The following is a 24,766-nucleotide window of genomic DNA, read 5'->3' as shown; positions in this document are numbered from 1 at the left end:
CGTGGTCGTCAGTCCCGGTCGCGTACGGCAACGATGCCGTTGAAGACACCCGCGTACACAGTGCCGTCCGGACCGATGGTGATCGGCGCCCAGTTGTTGTCGTACGACACTCCCGTGCCGGTGAGCCGCTTCCAGCGTCGCTCGCCGGTGCGGAAGTCGACGGCCGTCAGATACCAGGCGTCGATGCCGAGCCGGTGGGGCTCCTTCTCGTAGAAGTAGAGCAGTCCGTTGGCGGTGGAGAGCTTGGGAACCGTGGACGGCGAGCGGACGTCGCTCTGCCAGACGGTGTCGCAGCCGCTGCCGTCCTCGCGTACGTCGATCCTGGTCACACCACCGACGACACTGCGGCCGAAGGTGAGCGAGGCGGGGTTCTCGTAACCGTAGTTGTTCTCCACGACGAGGCTGTTGCCCCAGCTGATCAGGGAGTTGTCGGTGGTGGACGCGCCCGGGCCGAAGACGGGCACCTTGCAGACCAGCCGGCCCCCGGCCGGGATGCCGGTGCCGCGGCGGTAGACCAGGACGTTCATCCGGTCGTCGGCGTTGTCGGTGATGGCGACGTAGTCCTTGCCGAAGAGGTCGGGTGTGGTGCCCGAACCCTGGTTCACCGACCCGGGTTTGGTACCGGTTCCGCGGTCGTACGTCTGGCGCCACTGCACCTGCGGCGTGCCGTCCGCGTCCGCGCGGAAGCTGTAGAGCGCGTGGTCGGAGACGATCGAGACCCCGTCCTTCGCTACCGAGAAGGAGTTCTGGATCTCCTCACCCTCGAGCCGGACGGAGCGGATCCGGGAGGTCTCGGGGTCCACCGTGCCGACCCGGCCGAGCCGGGTCACCCACCAGATCCGGCCCTGCCAGTCGGGCATGACCGAGGTGACGGGGTCGCAGGTGCCACTGGGGAAGAGGTTCGTCCAGCTGACGCAGTCGTGCGGGACATGTGCGGTGAGGTCCCAGTCGTCCTCGACGGCGAAGCGCCAACTGCCGTCCGATGCCTGGTTGTGGGCGATGCGCAGAACGTGCTGGCGCGAGTCCGCGAGAATCACCCGGTCCTGGTCGTCGAGGTAGAAGTAGGCGCCGCCCGAGGTGTCCTTGAAGATCTTCGAGAAGTCGAGCCGGGTGATGGCCTCGACGGTCGAGGAGCGTTGTGGCAGCCGGTACTCGGCAAGGGTGTCGAGGGTGCGCGGGTCGAGCAGCTTGAGGAGGAACCCGGTGAAGGTTCCGCAGACGGTGATCAGCCGGCCGTCCGCGTCGAAGGTCGCGGTGGCGCACTCGCCGCCGATCGGCGCGATCTTCTCGCTGGTGACCCGCGGGTCGTGGCCGAGGGGGCCGGAATAGGGGTGGGTGCCGCTGCCGGCGGCGTCCGCGTGCATGCCGCTGCGCCCGTTGGGGGCGAGGAAGGGGTGCTGCGGAGGCGCCTGCCCCGGTACCGGCCGCGCGGCGGCGGGCGCACCTTCGTACTGACTGACCAGACGGTGCCCCGGGGCCTTGGGTATCTCCTCGGCCCGGCCGGCGGCCGGGGCCGTGAAGGTGATGGCGCCGACGGCGAGGGTCAGGGCCAGGGCGCGGGCGAGCGCTCTTGGGAACATTCGGCTCCTCGGTTGCGTACGGTACGTGCGGTGTACAGCCGCGCCGCCGCCCGACGTTAGGGCGGGCCCCTCGAGGTGTCCATGGATGGGCGCCATATTTCATGGGCGCTTCACGACCGGGAAGTTCTTGTCCACTTCACAGCAGAACCCGGCAGGTACAGGTGTCGGCGCATCATGCTGGAGGAACTTTGCGACGACGGAGAAGACGCCCTGACCTCATCACCGGCGTGGACGGAATCACCGACGGGGGTGCTGGGCGGTGGGCGGGCGGGTTCTCCCTGGCCTGCTCCCGCCTGACGGCCGACTTTGCGAGGCGTCCGGAGACGAGCCGCCTTCGCGCACCGGGCGGGAGGCGAACCGGTGCGTTCTGAACCGCGGCCGAATGGGGACGGGTCCCGCCTCGGCGCTGATTCGTCCGTCAGGGCGTGAGGCTGCCGACCACATGGGCGGTGGCCGCGATGCCTTCCTGGATGGTCGGCGCCATGCTCGTGCCCGCGAGAAAGAAGCCGAGCAGGGCGCAGACCAGCGCGTGGGACAGCTTCAGTCCGCCGTTGCGCAGAAAGATCACTGCGAGAACGAGCAGAAGCAGCACCACTGAGATCGAAATGGCCATCGCCAACCTCCTCCGCCGCCGCGCCGGAATTGCGGCATTCGGCCGCCAGTGTGGCGTAACGGAGGGCCCAAACGGCCGACTGGCATGTCCGCCGTTCGGGTGTTGTCCGACAGGGACTTGGGGCTACTGGACGCGTGCGCGGAGGAAGCGTTCGAGGCCGGCCAGGTCGTCCGTGTTGAGGTGGTCGACGCGCGCGGCGAGCAGTTCGCTCCAGACGGCGTCCCGCGCGGGCCCGGCCACGTCCGGCGTGGCCCAGAAGCGGACCCGTTGGCCGTTGCGGTGGGCGGTGGAGACGGTCGTGTGCAACTTCTCCCGCTCCGTGGCCGGGAACGGTCCTGTACCGAGCCAGCTGAAGCTCTGCGTCCAGTTGCTCGAGATCAGCGGGATGAAGGCGGCAGGGGCCGAGCTGCCGAGGTCTTCGAGACGGCCGTCGTAGAAGGCGTACCGCACACGCTGTGCCTCCATCGGGACGCGGGCACTACGGTCACCGGAGATGACCGGGGTGACGGCGCCGAGGCGCACACGGCCGTACGTGCAGCTGCTCAGCATCCGCCGGTAGGGCCTCAACTGGCGGTCGAGTTCGAGATACGCGGCGACCCCGTTCGTCTTGATGTCGATCAGCAGCTGAACGGGCCGGTGGTATCCGCGGTACACGCGGCCGTGGTTGGCCTTCACCCGGGCCAGCAGCGGGTCCAGGTAGAGCGAACGCAGCGTACGGGTCGGGTCGAGTTCCGCCGGCTCGTGGGCGACGAGCAGTTCCCCGTCCACCAGGAAGACGTCGGCCTCCACACTGGTGAAACCGTGCGACAGGGCGTCGTGCAGGGGCCGTTCGTGCAGATAGTCGTTGTGAGCATGTGCCTGGCGCAGCGGCCTCGGGCGAGTGGGCCCACTGTGCTTCTGCGCGGCCTGCGCGGCCTGCGCGTACGTGGGCACGGCAACGGCGCCGGCCAGCGCGGCGGCGAGGGTGGTGACGGCTCTGCGGCGGGTGATCAGCACGATGGTGCCTCCGGGCTCTGCGGGTCGGGAGGGACACCGGCGAGTATCCGCCCCGGGCGGCCCAATGGGCAGAGCAGCGCGAAGAGTTCGGCCACGCGTCACCTGTTGATCAGCACGGTCTCAGAGCACATCGCGGAGCACAGGCGCCGGGGCGGTGGCGTTCCGGTCGGCCTGCGGGTCACCGGCCGCCGAGCTCGGACCAGTGGACCGTACGGTCGCACCAGCGTTCCAGCAGGACGCGGTCGTGGCCGACGGCGAGCAGGCCCGCGCCGTGTTCGCGGCGGTACTCCTCGACGACGGTGACCAGCGCGGCAGTTGTGGACGCGTCGAGCATCGCGGTCATCTCGTCGCACACCAGCCAGCGCGGCCGCAGCACCAGCGCCCGCGCCAGGCAGGCACGCTGCAGCTGGCCGTCGCTGACCTCGTGCGGGCGGCGGCCCAGCAGTTCGCCGGTGAGCCCCACGGCGTCGGCCAGCTCAGCGGTCCGCTCGGTGATCTCGCTCCTGCGGCCCGTGGCACGCAGAGGCTCGGCGATCAGGTCGCGCAGCGGCAGCCGTGGATCGGCTGAGAGTCTCGGCTGCTGGAAGACGACGCCGATGGCGGTGCGCTGGGACTGTGGAGCGCCGTGCCGCCAGCGGCGAACGGGTTCGCCGTCGATGACCACGCGGCCGGCGTGCGGCCGGTGCAGCAGCGCCGCCACCTTCGCGAGGGTGGACTTGCCGCAGCCGCTGGGGCCGAGCAGTCCGACCGCCTCGCCGGGGGCGAGGCTCAGTGAGACGTCCCGTACGACGGGCCGGCGACGGTCGTACCCGGCGGTGATCGCTTCGAGCTCAAGCACGGTGCGCCTCCTGGGAACGGGGCGCATCCACGCCCAGCGGGTGGTGGCAGGCGGACCCGTTCACGAGGGCAGGCCGAGTGCCGCATGCCGGGGTCGCCACATCGCAGCGCGGTGCGAAGGCGCAGCCGTCGGGCAGGTCACCGAGCTCCGGCGGCAGGCCGGGGATCGGCGCGAAGTCCCGCTCGGGCAGGGCGTTGAGCAGTCCACGGGCGTACGGGTGGCGAGGTCCCGGCTTCCCGAAGAAGGCGTCCGCGTCGGCGAGTTCGACGATCCGGCCGGCGTACATCACGGCGACGCGGTCGGCGATCCGCTCGGCCGCTGCCAGATCATGGGTGATCATCAGCAGCGCCCGGCCCTCGTCGGCGTGACGGCGCAGCTCGTCGGCCGTACGGTCCACGAGCTCGCGGTCGAGCCCCGTCGTCGGCTCGTCGGCGAGCAGCAGGGGCGCGTCTCCGATGAGAGCCAGTGCGGTAGCGGCGCGCTGGGCGAGCCCGCCGGAGAGCTCGTGCGGATGGCGGTCGAGGTGATCGGCGGGGAAGGCGGCCCGCTCGGCCGCCACCACTGCGGCCCTGCGTACGTCGCGCCGGGGTGTACCGGTCAGCTCGCGCAGGGTCTCCTCCAGCTGCGATCTGACGGTCCGTACGGGGGTGAGGTGGGCGGCCGGGCTCTGCGGTACGAGTCCGATGCGGCGCCCCCGCACCGTGCGCGCGAGTGTCCGCTCGTCCGCGCCGAGCAGCTCGATGCCGTCGACGACGGCGGAGCCGGCGGTCCGGGCGTTGCCGGGCAGCAGGCCGAGCAGCGCGGAGGCGAGCACGGACTTGCCGCAGCCGCTCTCACCGACGAGGGCGAGACATTCGCCTGCGGCGAGGTCGAAGCTCGCGCCGGTGACGGCGGCGATGTGCCGCCCGCCGCGCATCCGGAACCGTACGGAGAGCTCGCGCACCGTCAGGACGGGGTGCGGCGTGGTCACAGCATCAGCTCCGATCGGCGGCGCGGGTTGATCCGTTCCCGCCAGGCGCCCGCCAGGCCCGCGATGGCGAGGGTCGGGATGATCAGGAACAGTCCGGGGAAGAGCGTCGGCCACCAGTCGCCCGCGAGCAGTGAGCCTCGCGCGGACTGCACCAGGTTGCCGAGGCTCGCCTGGTGGGCGGGCAGGCCCAGGCCGAGGAAGGACAGCGCGGACTCGTGCCACATGGCGTGCGGCACCATCAGCACGGCCGCCAGCCCCGCCTGGGGCAGCACACCGGGCAGCAGATGGCGCACTGTGACCCGCCACCGGTTCGCGCCTCCGCTGATCGCCGCGTCGATGTACGGGCGCGAGCGCAACGAGAGGACTTCGGCGCGGACGATACGGGCCGTGGAGAGCCAGTGCGTCAGCGCGACGGAGACGATGACCGGCCCTGCCCCGGGACGGAACATGGCCACGATGAAGATGCCGAGCAGCAGGTGCGGCACGGACGAGAAGGTGTCCACGAGCCGCATCACGAGCCGGTCGGTCCAGCCGCCGAAGGCCGCTGCCGCCGCGCCCACCGCCGTGCCGATGACGGTGGCCACCAGCGCCGCGACAAGGCCGACGAGCAGCGAGACCCGCAGTCCGTACACACAGCGCAGCAGCAGATCGCGGCCGACGTCGTCGGTCCCGAAGGGGTGTGCGAGGGACGGCGGTTGAAGCTTCCGGGCGAGATCGACGGCCTGCTGGTCGAGCTGGACCAGCGGCGGTACGACGAGAACGGCAAGCACCACGGCGGCGACGATCACGACGGAGACCGAGACGCGGACGGTGCGGGTGGAGCGGCGGGTGCGCCCGTGCGAGCGCCATACGAGGTCAGCCATCGAAGCCCACCCTCGGGTCGGCGAGTCCGTACAGCAGGTCGGAGAGGAGATTGCCGAGCAGCACCGCGGCCGTGGCGAGAACGGTGAGCGCGGCCAGCAGCGGGAAGTCGACGGAGGTCGCGGCCTGCACGGTGGCGGCGGCGATGCCGGGCCAGCTGAAGACCGTTTCGACGAGCAGCGCGCCGGTGATCAGCTCGGGTACACGAGAGCCGATGAGGGTGAGCATCGGCAGCATGCCGGACCTGAGGGCATGCCCGAGCAGCACGGTCCGCTCGGCGAGGCCCCGCGCCCGGGCGCCGCGCACCGGGTCCTCGTCCAGGGCGTCGGCAACTCCCTGGCGTACGTACAGGAAGAACCAGGGCAGTTGGGAGATCCCGAGGACGGCCGCGGGCAGCACCAGATGCGAGGCGACCTGGCCGGCGGTGACGACGTCGCTCGCGGTGTCGGTGAGGCCGCCGGCCGGCAGCACGTCCAGCTTCAGCGCGAAGAACCAGATGGCGAGCAGGCCCAGCCAGAAGGCGGGCGCGGCCTCGAGGGTGTACGCCGCGGAGCTGACGCAGCGGTCGAGCCAGCCGCCCCTGCGTCGGGCGGCCAGGACACCGAGGACCGTGCCGAGCAGGATCGCGACGGCGAACGCGGTGGCGGCGAGCAGCGCCGACCAGCCGATCCGCTCGGCGATGACGTCGGCAACGGGCTGGCGCATCACGCTGGAATCGCCGAAGTCGCCGCTCACAGCGGCCGTCAGCCAGTTCCACCAGCGGGTCACCAGCGGCTGGTCGACGCCGAGGTTGGCGCGGATCTGGTCGAGGTTCTCCTGCGAGGCGGTCAGCCCGGCGGTGCCGGTGTACGCCTTGACGGGGTCGAAGGGGGAGGCCGCGGCGACGGCGAAGACCCCGAAGGTCACCACCAGGAGGACGGGGGCGGCGAGCAGTGCCCGCCGCCCCGTCATCCGTGCCATTGCCCCCCAGGGGAGGCTGCGGATCACTTCTTCGGCGTCCAGTCCTCGACGTTCCACCAGGGCCCCGAGGCCAGGCCGTGGTCGTGCGGCTCGACCTGGGTGGAGAGGCCGTCCCAGTGGTCGCCCACGACGTACAGGTGGTCGATGTGGGTGAGGAAGGTGTAGCCCGGGTTCTTCACGAGCTCGCGCTGGACGGTGTCGTACGCGGCCTTGCGTACCGCCTTCGTCCCGCTCTTGCGGCCCTTCTCCAGGGCCGTGTCGACGGCCTTGTTGTCGTACCACGCCATGTTGTTGAAGCCGTCGCCGCCGAGGGAGGACTTCAGCAGCAGGTACTGGTCGAAGTCGGGGTCGCCGGGCGCGCCGCCGCCCGCGAGGACCGCGTCGTCCTTCATGCGCGGCTCGATGACCTCCCAGGTGCCCGCCTCGGTCCTGATGTCGATGCCGGCCTTCTTGGCGTCGGAGGCGTAGGCGAGGGCGTGCTCCTGGCGGAGCTTGTCGCCGGAGAGGTACCAGAGCGGGAAGGTGGCGCGTACGCCGTCCTTGACGCGGATACCGTCCTTGCCGGGCTTCCAGCCGGCGTCGTCGAGGATCTTCTTCGCCCGCGCGATGTCGTGGGTGCGCTCGGTGCCCTCGGCGAACCACTCGCTGTCGGTGGGGACAGGGCCGTAGGCGGGCTTGCCTGCGCCTTCGAGGATCTTGTCGACCATGGTCTCGCGGTCGACGGCGACATCGAGGGCCCGGCGGACGGCGGTGTCGCCGGCGACCTTGTTGTGGGTCGGCAGAGTCACGGTGCGGTAGTCGTACGTCGTGGCGGCGTACGTCTTCCTGCCGTTCTCGCCCCTGAAGCCCTTGGCGAGGTTGGGCGGCAGGATCGCGCCGTCGAGGTCGCCGGAGCGCAGCCGGGTGGCGCGGACATCGTCGTCCTTGATGATCGCCATGGTGAACTTCTTCACCTTCGGCGCGCCGCCCCAGTAGCCGGGGTTGGCCTTGAAGCTGATCTTCTCGCCCTTGGACCAGCCGGTCAGGACGTAGGGGCCGGTGCCGATCGGCTTGGTGGTGAAGTCACCGGTGTTGACGTCCTGTCCGGCCGCGATGTGCTCGGGGGCGATGGGCACAACGGTGCGCTCGGCGAAGGGCGCGTAGGGGTACTTGAGTGTGAAGACGACGGTGTCGTCGCCGGTCGCCTTGATGTCCTTGACGGCGTCGAGCTCGGTCTTGGAGGCGTTGTTGGTCTTCTTGTCCAGGATGGTCCGGTAGGTGAAGACGACGTCCTTGGCGCCGAACGGCTTGCCGTCGCTGAACTTCACGCCCTGGCGGAGCTTGTACGTGTACGTCAGCCCGTCCTTGCTCACCTCGGGCAGCGCTGAGGCGAGTGCCGGCCGGAGCTTCATCTCACCGTCGACGGCTAGCAGCCCGTCGAAGATCTTGGAGTTGCCGTCCTTGCCGTACCCGAGCAGCGGGCTGAGGCTTTCGGGCTCGTATGCGATGCCGACGACCACCGTCCCCTTGGCGGCCTTGTTGCCTGCCGTGCCGCTGCCCGGGTTCGAGCAGGCCGCCGCGCTGATGGTCAGCGCGGCGGCCAGCGTCGCGGCGGCCAACACCCGTATCGATCGGGCCGTCATGCTCTGCGCACCCCTATTGAAGATCAACTGTTATTGCCAAGCACTGGCAATTAAACAGTATGTAAAGGGCGCAGCTACCCATGACCCCCTACGGAACGGGGAGGTCGACCAGCCCGGCCAGCGTCTCCTTGTGCCGGCCCGGAGTCCCCAGGGCGATCTCGTCGGCCTTGGCGCGCTTGAGATACAGGTGCGCGGGGTGCTCCCAGGTCATGCCGATGCCCGCGTGCAACTGGACGCACTCCTCGGCGGCGTGCACGGCGACCCTGGAGCAGTACGCCTGGGCGACGGCCACCGCCAGGGCGGCCTCCGGACTGCCGGTGGCGAGGGCGTCCGCCGCGCTGCGGGCGGCCGCGCGGGCCGAGACGACCTCGAGCCACAGCTGTGCCATCCGGTGCTTGAGCGCCTGGAAGGAGCCGATGGGCCGGTTGAACTGATGGCGCTCACGGGTGTGGCGGACGGTCTCCTCCAGGCACCATTCGGCGAGCCCCAGCTGCTCGGAGGCCAGCAGTCCGGCCCCGGCGAGCAGCCCCCGGCGGACGGCCGCATGCCCGCTCTCCGCGTCCGCGAGGCGGGTCGCGGCGGATGCGTCCTCGAGGGTGACGGCACTGAGCGGACGGGTCAGGTCGAGCGAGGTCTGCGGTTCGACGGTGACACTCGCCGTGTCGATGGCGTACAGCCCGTCGGACTTCAGCACCAGCAGCACATCCGCGGCTGCCGCGTCCGCGACACCGGTGATCCTCGTCGCATCGACGGGCAACGGGCCGTCCGGGGACGCGGACAGCGGCACGGCGAGCACGGCGACCTTGCGGCCGTTCGCGAGGGCGGTCAGCAGTCCGGCGACCGCCTCGCTCGCCGTGCCCGTGTGGAGCGCAAGCAGCGTCTCGGTCGCGATGACGGAGCCCGTGAGGTACGGCGCCGGGACGGCCCTGCGGCCCAGTTCCTCCAGCACCACGGCGGCCTCGCGGTGGCTCGCGCCCTGTCCGCCGAGCTTCTCGGGAACCAGCAGTCCTGCGGCGCCGACCTCCCCGGCGAGCGCCTTCCACAGCTCGGGGTCGTACGGCGTGCCGGACTCGGCGCGCACCAGGACGGACGCCGTGTCGCTGCGGTCGGCGAGCAACGAGCGGACGGCCGCGCGCAGGTCGTCCTCGGCCTCGGAGTAGAGAAGATCGGGCTGCGTGTTCATCGGGCCAGGTCCTTCCAGGCGACGTCCTTGTCGTTGCGCGGCTCGGAGGGCAGTCCGAGGACGCGTTCCGCGACGATGTTCAGCAGCACCTCGCTGGTGCCGCCCTCGATGGAGTTGCCCTTGGAGCGCAGATAGCGGTAGCCGGCGTCGCGCCCGGTGAAGTCGACGAGTTCGGGACGGCGCATGGCCCAGTCGTCGTACAACAGGCCTTCCTCACCGCGGAGTTCGACCTCGAGACCGCTGATCTCCTGGTTGAGGCGGGCGAAGGCGAGCTTCATTCCGCTGCCCTCGGGGCCCGGCTGGCCCGCGACGAGCTGCTGGCGCAGCCGCTCTCCGGCCAGTCTGGCGACCTCCGCGTCCACCCACAGCGTCAGCAGCCGCTGGTGCAGATCGTGGCTGCGCAGCTCGGGGCGTTCGCGCCAGGTCTGCGCGATCGGGCCGATCATGCCCCCTTCGCGGGGAATGCGACTGCCGCCGATCGAGACACGCTCGTTCATGAGGGTGGTCTGGGCGACCTTCCAGCCTTCGCCGGCCTCCCCGAGCCGGTGCGCGTCGGGGATGCGTACGTCGGTCAGGAAGACTTCGTTGAACTCCGCCTCACCCGTGATCTGGCGCAGCGGGCGCACCTCGACGCCCGGGTCGCTCATGTCGCAGATGAAATAGGTGATGCCCCGGTGCTTGGGCAGATCGGGGTCGGTGCGGGCGATGAGGATCGCCCAGCGGGCCACATGGGCGCTGGAGGTCCACACCTTCTGCCCATTGACCACCCAGTCGTCGCCGTCCCGTACGGCCCGGGTGCCGAGAGCCGCAAGGTCGGATCCTGCACCGGGTTCACTGAAGAGCTGGCACCACACCTCTTCACCGACCCACAACGGACGCAGGAAGCGCTGCTTCACCTCCTCGGAGCCGTACGTGAGAACCGTCGGCGCGGCCATGCCGAGGCCGATGCCGATCCGGCGCGGGTCGTTGTCGGGTGCCTGGGCCGCCGCCAGCCCGGCGTCCACGACGGCCTGCAGCGAGCGGGGGGCGCCGAGGCCGCCGAGGCCCTTCGGGTAGTGCACCCAGGCGAGACCCGCGTCGAAGCGCGCCTTCAGGAAGTCGGTGCGGCCGGTGGTGGCCGGCGGATGCGCGGCCAGCAACTCCTCGGTGCGGCTGCGCAGTTCGGCGGCGTCCGTCATCGGGCCTCTCCCTCCGGGATGACGACCAGGCGGCCCGTGGTCGTGCCGTCGGCGACCCGCTGGACGGCGTCGGCGGCGTCCTTCATGGCGACGCGTCCGCTGATCAGCGGCTTGACCACGCCCTGCGCCGCCAGCTTGGTCAGCTCCTCGTGGCAGTCGCGGATCGCGGCCGGATCCATCTGGTTGTACAGGCCCCAGTGGAGGCCGACGATGGAGTAGTTCTTCACCAGGGCGTGGTTGAGGCCCGGCGAGGGGATCGCGCCGCTCGCGAAGCCGACGATCACGATCCGGCCCTCGAAGGCGATGCACTTCACGGACTTGGCGTAGGCGTCTCCGCCGACCGGGTCGTAGACGACGTCCGCGCCGCGCCCGCCGGTCGCCTCCTTGACCCCGGCGACAATGTCGTCCGCCCTGCGGTCGATGACGACGTCGCAGCCCAGCTCGCGTGCCGTACGCACCTTGTCGGCGCCTCCGACGACACCGATCACGCGCGCGCCGGCCGCCTTGCCGAGCTGCACGGCGGCGCTGCCGACGCCGCCCGCCGCCGCATGCACGAGGAGCGTCTCACCGGCCTGGAGATGTGCACGGCGGTGCAGCCCGAACCAGCCTGTCTGGTAGCCGATGTGCAGTGCGGCCGCCTCGGCGTCGTCGAGGGCTTCGGGTGCGGGCAGCATCGCCGCCGCGTCGGCGACGACGTACTCGGCGAGTCCGCCGTGCGGGAGCGCCGGGTTGGCGATCACCCGGCGGCCGTCCTCGGTTTCGCCGCAGATCTCCACGCCCGGCGTGAAGGGCAGCGGCGGCCGCACCTGGTACTGACCGCGGCAGAGCAGCGCGTCGGGGAAGTTGATGTTCGCGGCGCGGACCTTCAGCAGCACCTGCCCCTCGCCCGGCGTGGGCCGGTCCACCTCCTCGAGCCGCATCACCTCGCTCGGCTCGCCGTTCCGGTGCACTCGCCATGCCTGCATTTCGGGCCTCCACAAACCGTAGGCAGTACCACGCTCGAACGCATACTAAGCGGTCGCTTGTCTCACGGGAAGGGCCCCTTCGACCCCGCTTCGGTGTCAGCCCTGTTTGGGTCTCGCCCGCACATGCATCCGCTCGCCCTGCGGCCCGAACAGGCTCAGAAACTCCACCGACCTCTCCCCCGCCGGGCCGAACCAGTGCGGAACCTGCGTGTCGAACTCCGCCGCCTCCCCCGCGCCCAGCACCACCTCGTGGTCGCCCAGCAGCAGCCGCAGCCTGCCGGCGAGGACGTACAGCCATTCGTAGCCCTCGTGCGTCCGCTGCACGGGCTCCTCGCCGTCGGGCCGGTGCACCACCTTGTACGCCTGGAGGCCGCCCGGCTGGCGAGTGAGCGGAAGCATCGTCCTGCCGCCCCGCACGATGGGCTTGGACCGGACCCGCGGGTCACCGACCGGCGGGGCGCCGACCAGCTCGTCGAGCGGGACCTGATGAGCCCGGGCGATGGGCAGGAGCAGCTCGAGGCTGGGCTTGCGCCCACCGGACTCCAGCCGGGACAGGGTACTCACCGAGATGCCGGTCGCCTCGGAGAGCGCGCCGAGCGTGGCGCCCCGCTCGCGCCGGATTCTGCGGAGGCGGGGCCCCACCTCACTCAGTACGGCATCGAGCCGTGCGTCGTCGTCCATGCCCCTATTGCAGAAACAGCAACAAGGTTTGTCAATGACGCGAGGCGGATCAATGCTCGCGTCATGGTCATCAACGAGAACGAATACGACGTGGTGGTTGTCGGCGGCTCTGCGGCCGGGCTGAGCGCCGCGCTGATCCTGGGCCGGTCGCGGCGCAGCGTACTGGTGGTCGACGCGGGCGAGCCCCGCAACGCCCCGGCCGCGCACATGCAGGGCTATCTGTCGCGGGACGGAATGAGCCCGGCGGAGTTCCTGGCCGTCGGCCGCCGTGAAGTCACCGCGTACGGCGTGGAGTTGGCCGAGGACGAGGTGACCGACGCGATACCGGACGGGGCGGACGGCTTCGATGTCCGGCTCGCGGGCGGGCGCGCGGTCCACGCGAGGCGCCTGATCGTGACAACAGGGCTCGTCGATGAGCTGCCCGAGATCGAGGGGCTGGCCGAGCGCTGGGGCCGGGATGTGCTGCACTGCCCGTACTGCCACGGGTGGGAGGTCCGGGACCAGGCTTTCGGCGTGATCGCCTCACCGGTGCTGGGCGCGCACCAGGCGCTGCTGGTCTCGCAGTGGTCCGACGACGTGACGCTCTTCCTGCACACGGTGGACACGCTCTCCGACGACGACCGGCGACGGCTCGCGGCGGCGAAGGTCCCGGTGGTGAGCGGCGAGGTGGCGGGGCTGGCCGTCGAGGAGGACCGGCTGACGGGCGTCCGGATGGAAGGGGGGCTGGTCCACCCCAGGTCCGTCGTCTTCGTCCCTCCGCACTTCCGGCCGCGGGACGGACTGCTGGCGGCGCTCGGGGCGGAGACGGACGACACACCCTTCGGCCGGTTCGTCAGGGTGGACGGGACGGGGCGGACGACCGTGCCGGGCGTCTGGGCGGCCGGGAACGTGGCGGGGCCCGGGGAGCAGGTGGTGAACGCCGCGAGCGCGGGGCACCGGGCGGGGGCGACGATCAACAACGAGCTGGTCTTCGCCGACCTGGACCGCGCGGCGACTGCCTGAGGGGATGCCCGGGCATGACAATGGGCGCGACTGTCGTACGTACGAATCCGACCGGAATCCGCGGCCCCCAGAAGGGCGTTCGCCCTGCCCTCGCCGCGCAGCAGCACGGCCCTGATGGTGAGGTCGTAGCGGATCCGATCGGCCATCGGGCCCGGTCGGCGGCAGGATTGCCCGCTCCAGCCGTTGAGCTTGTCGGGCCGGCCGAGAGTGAGAAGGCGATGCCGTCCTCGGTGTCGAGGCGTATCCGCTCCTCACCCTCGGCGATCTCCCGGTTCAATGGTCGATCACCGCCCCAGCCTTTCTGACGATTCATCAGAAAATGGTGCTGGGCGACGTACCGCTCGGTGTCAGCGGCCGAACAGCTCGAAGGCGACGGCGGGCCGGCCGCCGAAGCGCGCCGCGGTGGCCTGCGCGTTTCCGGTCAGGAAGCCTCGGCAGTACGTTTCCGGGTCCTGGTCCGTCAGCCCCTCGATATACGTGCGGTGTGCCAGCAGGGACTGGATGGAACGCTCCATGCCCGCGGTCGCGTCGACCGCGTGGGTAGGACTCGAGGAGCCCGCGACGGCAACCCAGCGCACCCCGCTCCACGGCTCCAGCCCCCGCTCCGAGATGAGCTCGGGGAAGATCCAGCGATTTCCGGCATCCCCGGCCGCGTCCAGCGTCGCCCGCCCCACAGCCCGGTGATCGGGTGTGTTCCAGGCGGTGCCGCCCCAGGTGTCGCGGTGGTTGAGGGTGATGACCAGTTCGGGGCGGTGACGGCGAATGGCTGCCGCGATGTCCCGGCGCAGCGCGGTCCCGTACTCGATCACCCCGTCCTGGTGGTCCAGGAACTCCACGGTGGAGACACCGACGACCGCCGCGCTCGCCCGCTGCTCCTGCTCGCGCAGCGGGGCGCACTTGGCCGGTTCGATGGTGTCGATGCCTGCCTCGCCACGCGTGGCGAGGAGGTAGACCACCTCCCGGCCGCCGTCGGTCCAGCCGGCGATGGCGGCGGCGCCGCCGTACTCGAGATCGTCGGGGTGCGCGACGACGGCCAGCGCGCGCGTCCAGTCTTCCGGCATGGGTGCCAGCTGTTCGATCACTTGCTCGGTCATGCGCGCAGGATACGGCTCCGGGCGGGCCGATACCCCGCGCCACCCAACCCGTGGATCATGCGGGGCGGGCGGCAGTCGTACGGAGTCCGGCTCAGCTCGTCGGGAAGTTGTCCGCGCTTGTGATCCGGTCACGGACCGGCAAGCGCGGGAGCCCGGCGACTCGCCTGACGCCGCCCGTGACGCCTCCTGCGACTCTGTCACTGATGCCACTCGTCGGGGACGTGCCGGGGGGCGTGCCACGTGACTCGTGACTCGTACAGTCGTGGCCCGTGTGCGCCGCCGCCCGGCCGCTCCTAGCGTGAGGGCATGATCCGGTTCGAGCAGGTCAGCAAGGTCTACCCGGACGGGACGACCGCCGTCGACGGCCTGTCCTTCGAGGTCGCGGAAGGCGAACTGGTCACCCTCGTCGGCCCCTCCGGCTGCGGCAAGACGACCACGATGATGATGGTCAACCGGCTGATCGAGCCCACCTCGGGCCGCATCCTCGTCGAGGGCGAGGACATCTCCACCGTCGACCCGGTCAAACTGCGCCGCCGGATCGGCTACGTCATCCAGCAGGTCGGGCTCTTTCCGCACCGTACGGTCCTCGACAACACCGCGACCGTCCCCTCCCTGGTCGGCTGGAAGAAGGCGAAGGCGCGCAAGCGGGCCGCCGAGCTGCTCGATCTGGTGGGGCTCGACCCGAAGACGTACGGCTCCCGCTATCCGGCACAGCTCTCCGGGGGACAGCGCCAGCGGGTGGGAGTGGCGCGGGCGCTGGCGGCCGACCCCCCGGTGCTGCTGATGGACGAGCCGTTCGGCGCGGTCGACCCGGTGGTGCGTGAGCGCCTGCAGAACGAGTTCCTGAGTCTGCAGGCGACGGTCCGCAAGACGGTGCTGCTGGTCACCCATGACATCGAGGAGGCGGTGCGGATGGGTGACCGTATCGCGGTCTACGGGCAGGGCAGGATCGAGCAGTTCGACACCCCGGCGGCGGTCCTCGGCACACCCGCCACTCCGTACGTGGCGCAGTTCGTGGGCGCGGACCGCGGACTGAAGCGGCTCTCGGTCACCACGGTCGAGGTGGACGACCTGGAGGAACCGCCGGTCGCCCGCCTGGACGAGACGGCCAGGACGGCCGCGGCCCGGCTGCGTACCGAGGGCGCGCGCTGGGCCGTGGTGCTGGGCGCCGAGGGCGAGCTGCACGGCTGGGTCTCCGCGGACGCCCTCTCGATCGCCGGCGAGCAGGGAACGGTCGGCGATCTGGCCCGTCGGATGGAGGCCTGGGTGCCGGTGGGTTCGCCGCTGAAGCAGGCGTTCAGCGAGATGCTGCAGCACGACGCGGGGTGGGTGGCGGTGCTGGACGAGGAGCGCTTCCTCGGCGTGCTGACCCCGGCGAAGCTGCACGAGGCGCTGCGCCGCTCGGTGGACGCGGACGCGCAGGGTGTCGCGCGCGACGAGGTGGAGTTCGATTCGGTGGCGGACGCGTAGCGGTGTGCGCCCCAGGCACTGGGTACGGTGGGCACGTGACCGAGAGCTGGAATTCGACCGACGCCGGTGTCCTGCGGCTCCCCTCCGGGCGCCTGGTCCGCGGCCGTGCGCTCCGCCGGCCGCTTCCGGCCGGACCGACACCCACCTACGCCGTCCACCTGCTTGCCAAACAGCCCCCCGAAGTCCCCTGGGAGGCCCGCTGGCTGCGCTGGCCGGACTTCTGGCTCCCCGGCAACCACGCACACGCCCAGGAGATTCTCGGCGAGGCATGGGCACGTGCCGGCGTCGAACGTGTCGAGATCGCCTGCGGCGGCGGTCGCGGCCGGACCGGAACGGCCCTCGCCTGCCTGGCCGTTCTCGACGGAGTGCCGGCGGAGAAGGCGGTCGACTACGTGCGCCGGCACTACGCCCCTCGGGCCGTCGAAACCCCGTGGCAGCGGCGCTATGTGCGTCGCTTCACCGGCTGAGCGGCCGAATGTTCCTCGGTCGGCTGTCCCTGAGCCGACTGTTCCTCGGTCGGCTGTCCCTGAGCCGACTGCCCCTCAGCCGGACGTGCCGAGCAGCTTCTTGGACTCCAGATAGTTCCTGGCGACGTCCTTGGGCAGCCGCCGCCAGCTGTCCACCTGCTCGTTGAGGGACGCCAGATCCGTGGTCGTCAGTACGGTGTTGAGCCGGCCCAGCGCACGCGTCGCCCCTGCGCTGCCCGCCCTGGCCCGGTTGACGACCGGCACGATGTAGTCGGCGTTCTGCAGGTGTTTGTCGTCGGCGAGCAGGACCAGGCCGTATTCATCGAGCGTCGCGTCGGTGGTCGTGGTCAGAACCATCTGGTCCTGGCCGCTCTGGACAGCCTGTTTGGCCTGTGTGGTGCCCACCCCCTTGGGGTCGACGCCGGTGATGTCGATGCCGTAGGTCTTCTTCAGCCCCGGTTCGCAGTACGGACGTTGGACACACTCGTCGCCCGCCGCGAGCCGTACGGGCAGTCGGGACCTGCCCAGGTCGCTCAAGGTCTTGAGCCGGTGCCGCTCGGCGAAGGCCCGGGGGACGGCGAAGGCGTTCTGGTCGACGGCCTTCCCGGCGTCGAGCACGGTGAGGCCGCGCGGGGTGGCGAGCCCCCGCAGCGCCGTCATCGTCGCGGTCAGGTCGGGCGAGCCGACCGTTTTCGCTTCGGGGCCATTGGCCTTGGCGTTGAGCCAGTCCGCGAACGTCGCGGCGTACTCCGGCACCACGTCGATCTGGCCGCTCTCCAGCGCGGGTTCGTAGATCTCGCGGTTGGTGACGGACAGGATCTCCGTGTGATATCCGGCCTCGTCGAGGAGATGTGCGTACATCTGCGCCAGCAGATCGCTCTCGGTGAAGCCTGCGGAGCCGATCGTCAGATGCCTGCTGTCACCGGGCGGCACGGTCACCTCGCCCTGCGTCTCCAGGGAAGGCCCGGTGGTGCAGGCGGGGACGACCAGCAGAGCGGCGGCCACGAGCGCCCGCCGCGGACTCATCCGGCTGTCCCCCTCGCCCACTCGGGGGACAGCCGCTGCGCCACCACGAACAGCGTCTCCACGATCAGCGCGAAGGCCGCCACGAGGGCCGCTCCCGCAACCACCTGGGGGGTGGAGGCGAGATTGAATCCCGCCGTGATGATGCGGCCGAGTCCGCCGCCGCCCGCGAGCGCGGCGATGGTCGCGGTGGCCACCAGCTGTACGGCGGCGATCCGCACGCCGGTGAGGATCAGCGGCAGGGCGAGGGGCACTTCCACCCGCAGCAGCATCTGCGAGCCGGTCATTCCCATACCGCGGGCGGCGCGTACGACGTCCTGGTCGACGCCGCGCATCCCCACGTACGCGTTGGTCAGCAGCGGCGGGACGGCGAAGAGCACCAGCGCGATGATCGTGGGCCACGAGCCGTACGAACCGATGGGACTGAGCAGCAGCAGAACGAGGACGGCGAAAGTGGGCACGGCACGGCCGACGTTGGAGATATTGACCGCGAGCGCGCCGCCCTTGCCGAGGTGCCCGAGGACGAGTGCGACCGGCAGCGCGATCAGGCAGCTCAGGGCGAGGCAGACGACGGTGAGGAAGAGATGTTCGCCGAGACGGTTCCAGATGCCGTTGGCACCCGACCAGTTGGCGGCGCTGGTAAGCCAGTCCCAGGCGGACGAGAGCGTGTTCATGCGTTCTGCCCTCTCGTCCACGGGGTGAGCAGCCGCTGGATCAGCAGGAGCAGCAGGTCGGCGACGACGGCGATGATCACGCAGAGTACGGACGCGGTGAGCACCTGGGCCTTGAAGTAGGTGTTCATACCGGAGTAGATGAGATTGCCGAGACCGCCGAAACCCACGATCGCGCCGATGGTGACCAGCGAGATGGCGGAGACCGTGGCGATGCGCAGCCCGGCCATGGCGGCGGGCAGCGCGAGCGGCAGCTCGACGGCGAGCAGCAGCCGGATCGGTCCGTATCCCATGCCGCGTGCGGCCTGCCGGGTCTCCTCGGGCACCGCGCGCAGCCCGGCGAGGATGTTCCGTACGAGCAGGGTGAGCGAGTAGAGGACGAGGCCGGCGACGACGAGTGAGGCGGAGAGTCCGTACACCGGCAGGAGCAGGGAGAACATCGCGAGCGACGGGACCGTGTAGAGGATCGTCGTCAGGCCGAGTACGGGACCTGCGGCCCAGTTCCAGCGGCGGGCTGCGACGGCGAAGGGGACGGCGAGCACGACGCCGATGAGGACGGCGACGAGGGTGAGCTGGAGGTGCTGGAGGACCGCGTCCAGGAGGATCTCGCTGCGGGTGGAGAGGTACTCACCACAGATCCATTCATTGCGCGCGAGGCAGTCGTCGGGGGGCGCAGTCACCTGTCCATTGCAGCCCGGCCGGGGGACGCCCGCGCGTTCTGCTCGCCTGTTCGAGGGCCCATGCGGAACCGGCCGCCCAGGGCGGACGCGGAGGCCGGGAAGCGAACTGCCGGCCTCGGCGCGGAGCCGGATCTCAAGGAGCAGGCGAGTCCTCGGTGATGGGGCGCGAGGCACCCAGAATCCCCTCCGAAAGGGGCACTTCAATTGTCACCCGTACGGGCTAGCAACCGCGGGAGAGCCCTTGTCTCCATTGGGCTGTCCCCCCGTCGGAGTTGCATGGCCACGGGAGCCATGAGTCGGTGGGAGTCGTGCTCTACCAGATCTCACCCCCAGGAGGAGACATGAGCGCTGTTCCGAAGGGCCAATCGGCCGACAAGCTGTCCGTGGTGTACGCGGTTCGCGTCATCGAGGGTGGCGAGCAAGGGTTTCTGGCCATGTACGAGCGGATTCGGAAGTCCGTCTCCCGCGTGCCCGGGCACATCATCGACCGGCTGGGAGAGCCCATCGACGACTCCCGGCAGTGGGTGATCACCAGCGAGTGGGAGACGCCCGAGCACTTCTTCGCCTGGCAGCAGGGCGAGGACCACCGCGAACTGGTGGCTCCGCTGCGCGAGTGGGTCGAGGAGACCCAGTCGCTGCGCTACCGGGTCATACAGGAGACCGTTGGGGTGAAGGCATGACGCGCCCCAGCGGGCCTGTCGCCGTCCTCGGTCTCGGCACGATGGGCACCGGTCTGGCCACCCGCCTCCTCGACCAGGGCGTTCAGGTCCGGGTCTGGAACCGCACCGCGGAGCGGACCGGTCCGCTCGCCAAGGCCGGCGCCTTCGCCGCAGCCCACCCGGCCGATGCCGTCGAGGGTACGAGCGCTGCCATCTGCACCGTGGCCGACGGCGAAGCCCTCGGCGCTGTGCTGCGGGGACCAAACGGGGTCCTTTCCGGAGGCCCGTACCCCGGCGCCCTGGTGTGCGCCAGCACCGTCGCCCCCGACGAGGTCGTGCGCCTCGCCGGGAGCGTGTCCTCCGTTCTGGACGTCGGCATGCTGGGCAACAACGAGCACGCCCGCAACGGCGAGCTGCGGCTGTTCGTCGGCGGCGAGGAGCGGGTCTTCACCGCGGGGCGGCCGCTGCTCGAACTGCTCGGCAAGCAGGTCGTCCACCTCGGCGAACTCGGTTCCGGCATGCGGATGAAGCTGCTCCTCAACCTGCTGATGGGAATAGAGGTACAGGCGCTGGCCGAAGCCGTCGAGTTGGCGGCCGGCACCGGCCTCGACCCGAAGCTCGTCCTCAGCACGATCGCGGGCAGCGGCTTCGCCTCGCCGGTCATGTCGTTCAAGTCGAAACGCCTGGCTGTCGGGCGCTTCGACAAGCCCGACTTCCGGCTCCGCCTGATGGCCAAGGATCTCAAGCTTGTCGCGGACCAGGCCGCGGCGGCCGGGCTGCGGCTTCCGCTCGCCGCGGCAGCCGCGGAGACCCACCTCCGCGCCACCGAGCAGGGATTCGGCGACGAGGACTGTGTCGCGGTCGCCCACGCACTCACGCCGAAGCGGGGAACCGCCACATGATCATCGACATCCACGGGCATCTGTCCCCACCGGAGGCCGCCCAACGCTTCCCCATGCCTCCCAGCCTGACCGACGTCGACGGAATGCTCGCCGCCCGCGCTCAGGCCGGGATCGACCTCACCATCATCGGCAGCCCGGTGGGCGCCGGGGCGATGGCGCGAGTCCCGGGCGTCGACAACTACGCGCAACCACGAGACCGGCTGCGAGGCTTCCACGCCTGGATGTCGGGCCTGATCGCCTCCTTCCCGGACCAGTTGCGCGGGTATGTGTACGCCAACCCGTTCGGGGACGACGATCACCTGGAAGGAGTCCGGGAGACGCTGGCAGATCCCGCCTTCGTCGGCCTGATCACCACCTCCAGTGTCCACGGCGAGCTGCTCGGCTCTCCGCGAGCCGACTCCTTCTTCGCGCTGGCCGCCGAGATGGAAGTGCCGGTCCTGGTGCACGCCCCTGCCGAACCGATCGGCACGGAGCGGGTCGACGACGTCGGCTTCGTCGAGCAGATCGGACGGTTCGGCGACATCACCATGAGCATGGCCATGATCGCGTTCGCGGGATGGCTGGACAAGTATCCCGGCCTGCGACTGATCGGTGCCACCGGCGGCGGCGCGATGGCTCTGCTGCCGGAACGCCTGCAGACGGCGGCGCGCCCCCGGCACTGGGGCGGGGGCGCGCCCGCGGCGCCCCCCGCCCCGCCGGCGGCCGACCCGGGCGCGGCGCTTCGGCGCATGTATGTCGACACCAGCCCGTTCAGCACGGCGCACCTGAGCCTCAACGCGGAGGTGCTGGGGCCGGAGCGGATGCTGTTCGGCACCGACTCGCCGCCGATGTCCGCGCCGCTGGAGGAGTTCCTGCGCATGATCGAGAAGCTGCCTGTCGACAAAGCGTCTCAGCAGCTCATTCTCGGTGGCAACGCCGAGGCCCTCTTCGACCTGAGGAGCCGTCCGTGACCACACTGGAAGACCCCGTCGCCGCAGCCTCGCGGTGCACCCCCGAGTTCCGACGGAACCCCTACCCTGTCTACGCCTACCTGCGGGATGCGGCGCCCGTCTGCCCCATGCGGCCGCCGCACGGCATCGACACGTACCTGATCACCCGGTACGAGGACGCGCGGGCCGCCCTGTCGGATCCCCGGTTGAGCAAGGACATGTACGGGGCCATGGACGCCTACCGAAGGATCTTCGGTGACTCGTCCGTCGCACTGGACGATCACATGCTCAACTCCGACCCGCCCAAGCACACCCGGCTACGCAAGCTGGTCAACTCCCAGTTCACTCCGCGCCGGGTGGAATCCCTGCGGCCGCAGATCCAGGACATCGTCGAGACCCTGATGGACGGATTCGCGACGCAGGAACCCGTCGACCTGCTGCCCGCGTTCGCGTTTCCGCTGCCGATCACCGTGATCTGTGAACTGCTCGGCGTGCCGCCGGAAGAGCGGTCGGAGGTGCAGGGCTGGTCCACCACGGTGGCGAACACCGGGTTCAGCAAGGAAGCCAAGCAGGCCCACCAGAAGGCCGAGGAGAGCCTGCACGCGTACTTCGAGGATCTCCTCGCGCGTAAGCGCAGCCACCCGGGTGATGACCTGCTCAGCGCGCTCACCGAAGTCCGGGACAAGGACGGCGGGCTGTCCCGGAACGAGCTGACCTCGACAGCGTTTCTGCTGATGTTCGCGGGTCACAAGACGACTGCCTACCTCATCGGCAACGCGGTCTACCATCTCCTCGCCCATCCTTCGCAGCTTCGCGCCGTGCAGCGGAACCCGGAGCTGGTCGGACAGGCGGTTGAGGAGGTGCTGCGCTACGACGGCTCGGTGGAGAGCGCGACGTTCCGTTTCGCGACCGAGGATGTGGACATCGCCGGGACGCGGATTCCGAAGGGCGCTCTGGTTCAGATCGCGCTCGCCTCGGCCAACCGGGACCCGCTGAAGTTCGACTCCCCGGACCAGTTCGACGTGACGCGACCGGACAACGCGCAAAGTGCCCATCTGGGGTTCGGGCAGGGCATTCACTACTGCCTGGGAGCGCCTCTGGCCAGACTGGAGATGCAACTCGCTCTCACCGGTCTGTTCAGCCGTTTCCCAAGGATGGCTCTGGCCGACCCCGCACGTGAGGCGCCTTGGATGGAGGTTCCGTTCCCGGCCTTCCGCGGCCTCGCGGAACTGCCCGTCGTGCTCGATCCTGCTATGCCGTGACCGACAGCGGGGGGGCGGCATCCTCATCCCGTTGCCCAGAATCCGGTGGTGCTTCGGCCGGTACGCAGGTCGGAGTCGGTACCCCGTCGTGCCAAGCCCTGGGCAGGAGGACCCACACCCCCGTGCAACGGGTGTGGGTCCTCTCTCATAGCCCTGCTGCGTTCGCCGGCGGTGCCGGAACCAGATCACGGCGAACGCCACCGGTCCGCTGCCGGCCGTGGTGGCAGCAGACCGGTGGCGTTGACCGCCAGGAAGCACGTTCCACGCGAAAGCGCGGACGGGGTCGTCCTGCCGCTCTCACCACTGGCTGATTCCCTGAGTACCCGCACCCACCCGCCTCCGCGTTTCCGTACCGATGTCTCCACTGGAGACGAGGCATAGCGTGCCCCCATGCACAGTGGCAACGCCCGTTCCTCCACCTCCGTCCCGGCCCCCGCCGCGCCGCGGTCCTGGCTGCCGCGCGACCCGGCGCGCGCCGCCTCACGCGTCGTCAAGGCCGTCCTGGCGGCGGTCCTCGCCATGGTCCTCGCGGTTGTCTGCTGGTTCGCCTTCATGCTGTGGTCCCTGGAACACACCAGGGCTTCCGCCCCGTACTACGAACTGGCCGGCCCCTACACCGGTCCTGGCAGCCCAGTGGCGGCCGGAGACCCGCAGCGGTACGAGGACGACGTACGGGTGACCGTGGGCGTACCCCGCCGCGTCACTGCCATCACCGACGACCCCGGGTACCGGCCGGGAGACGCCATGTACTCCTACACCGTCACCTACGCCAACGACGGCAGCAGAACCGTCGAACTCGTCCAAAACGGCATCGACGAGGAGATGACGCTCCCCAACGGTGCGATGGCACGCGGCGCGTGGGGCATCGGCCGCCCACAGGAACCGTGGTTCCCGGACCGCCTCGCCCCGGGCGAGCGCACCACGGTCACGATGGAGGTCTACGTCCCCGTCGGCACGCCGTACCTGCGCTCCGAACTGCGCATCGCCGACGGCCATTCGCCGACGTACTGGCAGCTCCCCCTGCGCAGGCCCTGAGCATTCGAACAGGTTCCCTCGGCCGGCCGCCTTGTCGCCCCCGGCGCTGGCGTGTGGCGATCCGACCGGAAGGCGGTGGGGTCACGTGCCGGGCACGCGGCCAACCGCAACTCTTGTTAACCAAACGGGTCGACCCGTAAAGTAATTGCCATGCACTCTTCTCCTCCCTCCAGGGGGCGCCCCAGGGACCCCCGCTCGCACGAGGCGATCATCAGCGCGACCGCGGAGCTGGTGGCCGAGGCCGGCTACGCCGCGACGTCGATCGGGGCCGTGGCGGCGCGGGCCGGTGTCGGCAAGGACACGATCTACCGACGATGGTCGGGCAAGCCGGAGCTGGTCTTCGAGGCCGTGTTCACGACCACCGACCACGCTCCGATACCGGACACGGGAACGCTCACCGGGGACCTGACCGCCCTGCTGCGGGGCCTGGTCGAGGAGTTCCATGCGCCTGCCTCCGCAGCGGCGCTCCCGGGACTGCTCGCCGACTTCGCCGCCGATCCGGCCCTGAAGGCGCGCATCCGTAGCGACTTCCTCGCCCCGTCGAAGGAACGGCTGCTGATTGTCTTCGAACGCGCCGTGCTGCGCGGGGAGATCGCCGCCGGCACACCGGTGGACCTGGTCCTGGACACGCTGGCAGGAGCGGTGTTCTTCCATGTCGGACTGGTGGGAGAGCACCCCACCCCGCAGTTGGCCGGCCGGCTGGCTGCTGTCGTTGCCAAAGGAATCGAGATCCGATGAACGGCTGGCTTCTCGCAGCGGGCATCACCGCATTCGGCGTGGCCGCGGTGCACATCGCCGGCGGGCACCGGGACGTGGTACGCCCGCTGCTGTCCAGTGGACTCGCAGACGAACCCAGGAGAGTCATGCACGCCGTATGGCACATGGTCACCGCGGACCTGGTGCTCTCCGCAGCCGCCTTGGTCTACCTCGCTCTGGCGGACGGTACGTCAGGGACTGGCCTGGTCGCGTGGTTCGTGGCCGCGCACTTCCTCGCGTACGCGGCGGTCTTCCTGGCCGTCACGCTGTCGGCCGGCTGGCCCAGGCCCCTGCTCCGGCTGCCGCAGTGGATCCTGCTCCTGCCGGTCGCGCTCCTGACAGCGGCGGGCACCGCATAGCACCAGCGCG

26 protein-coding genes are annotated in these 24,766 nt (G+C 70.4%); 10 read left to right on the top strand and 16 right to left on the bottom strand.

The window, feature by feature from the left end; translation table 11 throughout:
• Window positions 1-8: 8 nt before the first annotated feature.
• The 12 genes from OG883_RS13925 to OG883_RS13870 all read right to left on the bottom strand — a co-directional run bounded on the left by OG883_RS13925 (window position 9) and on the right by OG883_RS13870 (window position 12,447).
• Complete coding sequence (locus OG883_RS13925; protein WP_266539838.1) at window positions 9-1,580, bottom strand: hypothetical protein; 1,572 nt, start codon at window positions 1,578-1,580, stop codon at window positions 9-11.
• 418 nt (window positions 1,581-1,998) lie between these two features.
• Window positions 1,999-2,193, bottom strand: a complete 195-nt coding sequence (locus OG883_RS13920; RefSeq protein ID WP_266539836.1) for a hypothetical protein — start codon at window positions 2,191-2,193, stop codon at window positions 1,999-2,001.
• Between the two features lie 123 nt (window positions 2,194-2,316).
• On the bottom strand, window positions 2,317-3,192 hold the full coding sequence (locus OG883_RS13915; RefSeq protein WP_266541526.1) for a phosphatidylinositol-specific phospholipase C/glycerophosphodiester phosphodiesterase family protein: 876 nt from the start codon (window positions 3,190-3,192) through the stop codon (window positions 2,317-2,319).
• Window positions 3,193-3,367: 175 nt separating this feature from the next.
• Window positions 3,368-4,027, bottom strand: a complete 660-nt coding sequence (locus tag OG883_RS13910; protein WP_266539834.1) for an ABC transporter ATP-binding protein — start codon at window positions 4,025-4,027, stop codon at window positions 3,368-3,370.
• Window positions 4,020-4,943, bottom strand: coding sequence for an ABC transporter ATP-binding protein (locus OG883_RS13905; protein ID WP_266541524.1), 924 nt, complete (start codon window positions 4,941-4,943; stop codon window positions 4,020-4,022). Before OG883_RS13905 ends, OG883_RS13910 begins: the two co-directional genes overlap by 8 nt.
• A 50-nt stretch (window positions 4,944-4,993) precedes the next feature.
• Window positions 4,994-5,860 carry an ABC transporter permease gene (locus tag OG883_RS13900; RefSeq protein ID WP_266539832.1) on the bottom strand — a complete coding sequence of 289 codons (867 nt, stop codon included), beginning with the start codon at window positions 5,858-5,860 and terminating at the stop codon, window positions 4,994-4,996.
• Window positions 5,853-6,818, bottom strand: coding sequence for an ABC transporter permease (locus tag OG883_RS13895; RefSeq protein ID WP_266539830.1), 966 nt, complete (start codon window positions 6,816-6,818; stop codon window positions 5,853-5,855). Before OG883_RS13895 ends, OG883_RS13900 begins: the two co-directional genes overlap by 8 nt.
• A 23-nt stretch (window positions 6,819-6,841) precedes the next feature.
• Entirely contained in the window at window positions 6,842-8,440 is a 1,599-nt protein-coding gene (locus OG883_RS13890; protein WP_266539828.1) for an ABC transporter substrate-binding protein, read from the bottom strand.
• Between the two features lie 88 nt (window positions 8,441-8,528).
• Window positions 8,529-9,623, bottom strand: coding sequence for an acyl-CoA dehydrogenase family protein (locus OG883_RS13885; RefSeq protein ID WP_266539826.1), 1,095 nt, complete (start codon window positions 9,621-9,623; stop codon window positions 8,529-8,531).
• A complete protein-coding gene (locus tag OG883_RS13880; protein ID WP_266539824.1) occupies window positions 9,620-10,801 on the bottom strand; it encodes an acyl-CoA dehydrogenase family protein in 1,182 nt (393 codons plus the stop codon). Before OG883_RS13880 ends, OG883_RS13885 begins: the two co-directional genes overlap by 4 nt.
• Complete coding sequence (locus OG883_RS13875) at window positions 10,798-11,766, bottom strand: NADPH:quinone oxidoreductase family protein (RefSeq protein WP_266539822.1); 969 nt, start codon at window positions 11,764-11,766, stop codon at window positions 10,798-10,800. The genes OG883_RS13880 and OG883_RS13875 overlap by 4 nt, the downstream gene beginning before the upstream one ends.
• Before the next feature lie 96 nt (window positions 11,767-11,862).
• Window positions 11,863-12,447: a helix-turn-helix domain-containing protein gene (locus tag OG883_RS13870; protein ID WP_266539820.1), complete on the bottom strand. Its 585-nt coding sequence runs from the start codon at window positions 12,445-12,447 to the stop codon at window positions 11,863-11,865.
• Between the two features lie 63 nt (window positions 12,448-12,510).
• On the opposite strand from OG883_RS13870, the gene OG883_RS13865 reads away from it, so the two are divergent.
• Entirely contained in the window at window positions 12,511-13,449 is a 939-nt protein-coding gene (locus tag OG883_RS13865; protein WP_266539818.1) for an NAD(P)/FAD-dependent oxidoreductase, read from the top strand.
• 347 nt (window positions 13,450-13,796) lie between these two features.
• On the opposite strand, the gene OG883_RS13860 is transcribed toward OG883_RS13865, so the two are convergent.
• Entirely contained in the window at window positions 13,797-14,543 is a 747-nt protein-coding gene (locus tag OG883_RS13860; RefSeq protein WP_266539816.1) for a PIG-L deacetylase family protein, read from the bottom strand.
• 306 nt (window positions 14,544-14,849) lie between these two features.
• Here OG883_RS13860 and OG883_RS13855 point away from each other — a divergent pair, with 306 nt between their 5' ends.
• Both OG883_RS13855 and OG883_RS13850 read left to right on the top strand, forming a co-directional pair.
• On the top strand, window positions 14,850-16,013 hold the full coding sequence (locus OG883_RS13855; RefSeq protein WP_266539814.1) for an ABC transporter ATP-binding protein: 1,164 nt from the start codon (window positions 14,850-14,852) through the stop codon (window positions 16,011-16,013).
• 35 nt (window positions 16,014-16,048) lie between these two features.
• Entirely contained in the window at window positions 16,049-16,480 is a 432-nt protein-coding gene (locus OG883_RS13850; RefSeq protein ID WP_266539812.1) for a protein phosphatase, read from the top strand.
• A gap of 75 nt (window positions 16,481-16,555) precedes the next feature.
• On the opposite strand, the gene OG883_RS13845 is transcribed toward OG883_RS13850, so the two are convergent.
• From OG883_RS13845 to OG883_RS13835, 3 genes are read right to left on the bottom strand one after another with little or no spacing between them, the layout of a single operon-like run.
• On the bottom strand, window positions 16,556-17,506 hold the full coding sequence (locus tag OG883_RS13845) for an ABC transporter substrate-binding protein (RefSeq protein WP_266539810.1): 951 nt from the start codon (window positions 17,504-17,506) through the stop codon (window positions 16,556-16,558).
• Window positions 17,503-18,177: an ABC transporter permease gene (locus tag OG883_RS13840; protein ID WP_266539809.1), complete on the bottom strand. Its 675-nt coding sequence runs from the start codon at window positions 18,175-18,177 to the stop codon at window positions 17,503-17,505. Before OG883_RS13840 ends, OG883_RS13845 begins: the two co-directional genes overlap by 4 nt.
• Complete coding sequence (locus OG883_RS13835; protein WP_266539807.1) at window positions 18,174-18,854, bottom strand: ABC transporter permease; 681 nt, start codon at window positions 18,852-18,854, stop codon at window positions 18,174-18,176. Before OG883_RS13835 ends, OG883_RS13840 begins: the two co-directional genes overlap by 4 nt.
• 341 nt (window positions 18,855-19,195) lie before the next feature.
• On the opposite strand from OG883_RS13835, the gene OG883_RS13830 reads away from it, so the two are divergent.
• From OG883_RS13830 to OG883_RS13800, 7 genes are all read left to right on the top strand, one after another.
• Window positions 19,196-19,534 (top strand): antibiotic biosynthesis monooxygenase, encoded by a 339-nt coding sequence (locus tag OG883_RS13830; protein ID WP_266539805.1) that lies wholly within the window; start codon window positions 19,196-19,198, stop codon window positions 19,532-19,534.
• Window positions 19,531-20,415: an NAD(P)-dependent oxidoreductase gene (locus OG883_RS13825; protein ID WP_266539803.1), complete on the top strand. Its 885-nt coding sequence runs from the start codon at window positions 19,531-19,533 to the stop codon at window positions 20,413-20,415. The genes OG883_RS13830 and OG883_RS13825 overlap by 4 nt, the downstream gene beginning before the upstream one ends.
• On the top strand, window positions 20,412-21,365 hold the full coding sequence (locus OG883_RS13820) for an amidohydrolase family protein (RefSeq protein WP_266539801.1): 954 nt from the start codon (window positions 20,412-20,414) through the stop codon (window positions 21,363-21,365). The genes OG883_RS13825 and OG883_RS13820 overlap by 4 nt, the downstream gene beginning before the upstream one ends.
• On the top strand, window positions 21,362-22,606 hold the full coding sequence (locus OG883_RS13815; RefSeq protein ID WP_266539799.1) for a cytochrome P450: 1,245 nt from the start codon (window positions 21,362-21,364) through the stop codon (window positions 22,604-22,606). Before OG883_RS13820 ends, OG883_RS13815 begins: the two co-directional genes overlap by 4 nt.
• Before the next feature lie 390 nt (window positions 22,607-22,996).
• On the top strand, window positions 22,997-23,641 hold the full coding sequence (locus OG883_RS13810) for a hypothetical protein (RefSeq protein ID WP_266539797.1): 645 nt from the start codon (window positions 22,997-22,999) through the stop codon (window positions 23,639-23,641).
• Between the two features lie 150 nt (window positions 23,642-23,791).
• Window positions 23,792-24,379: a TetR/AcrR family transcriptional regulator gene (locus tag OG883_RS13805; protein WP_266539795.1), complete on the top strand. Its 588-nt coding sequence runs from the start codon at window positions 23,792-23,794 to the stop codon at window positions 24,377-24,379.
• Complete coding sequence (locus tag OG883_RS13800) at window positions 24,376-24,756, top strand: hypothetical protein (protein ID WP_266539793.1); 381 nt, start codon at window positions 24,376-24,378, stop codon at window positions 24,754-24,756. The genes OG883_RS13805 and OG883_RS13800 overlap by 4 nt, the downstream gene beginning before the upstream one ends.
• The last annotated feature ends 10 nt before the right edge of the window (window positions 24,757-24,766 follow it).

This window comes from Streptomyces sp. NBC_01142, assembly GCF_026341125.1.
GTDB lineage: Bacteria > Actinomycetota > Actinomycetes > Streptomycetales > Streptomycetaceae > Streptomyces.
The sequence above is the reverse complement of the archived record's forward strand: the minus strand, read 5'-3'. Positions and strand labels throughout refer to the sequence as shown.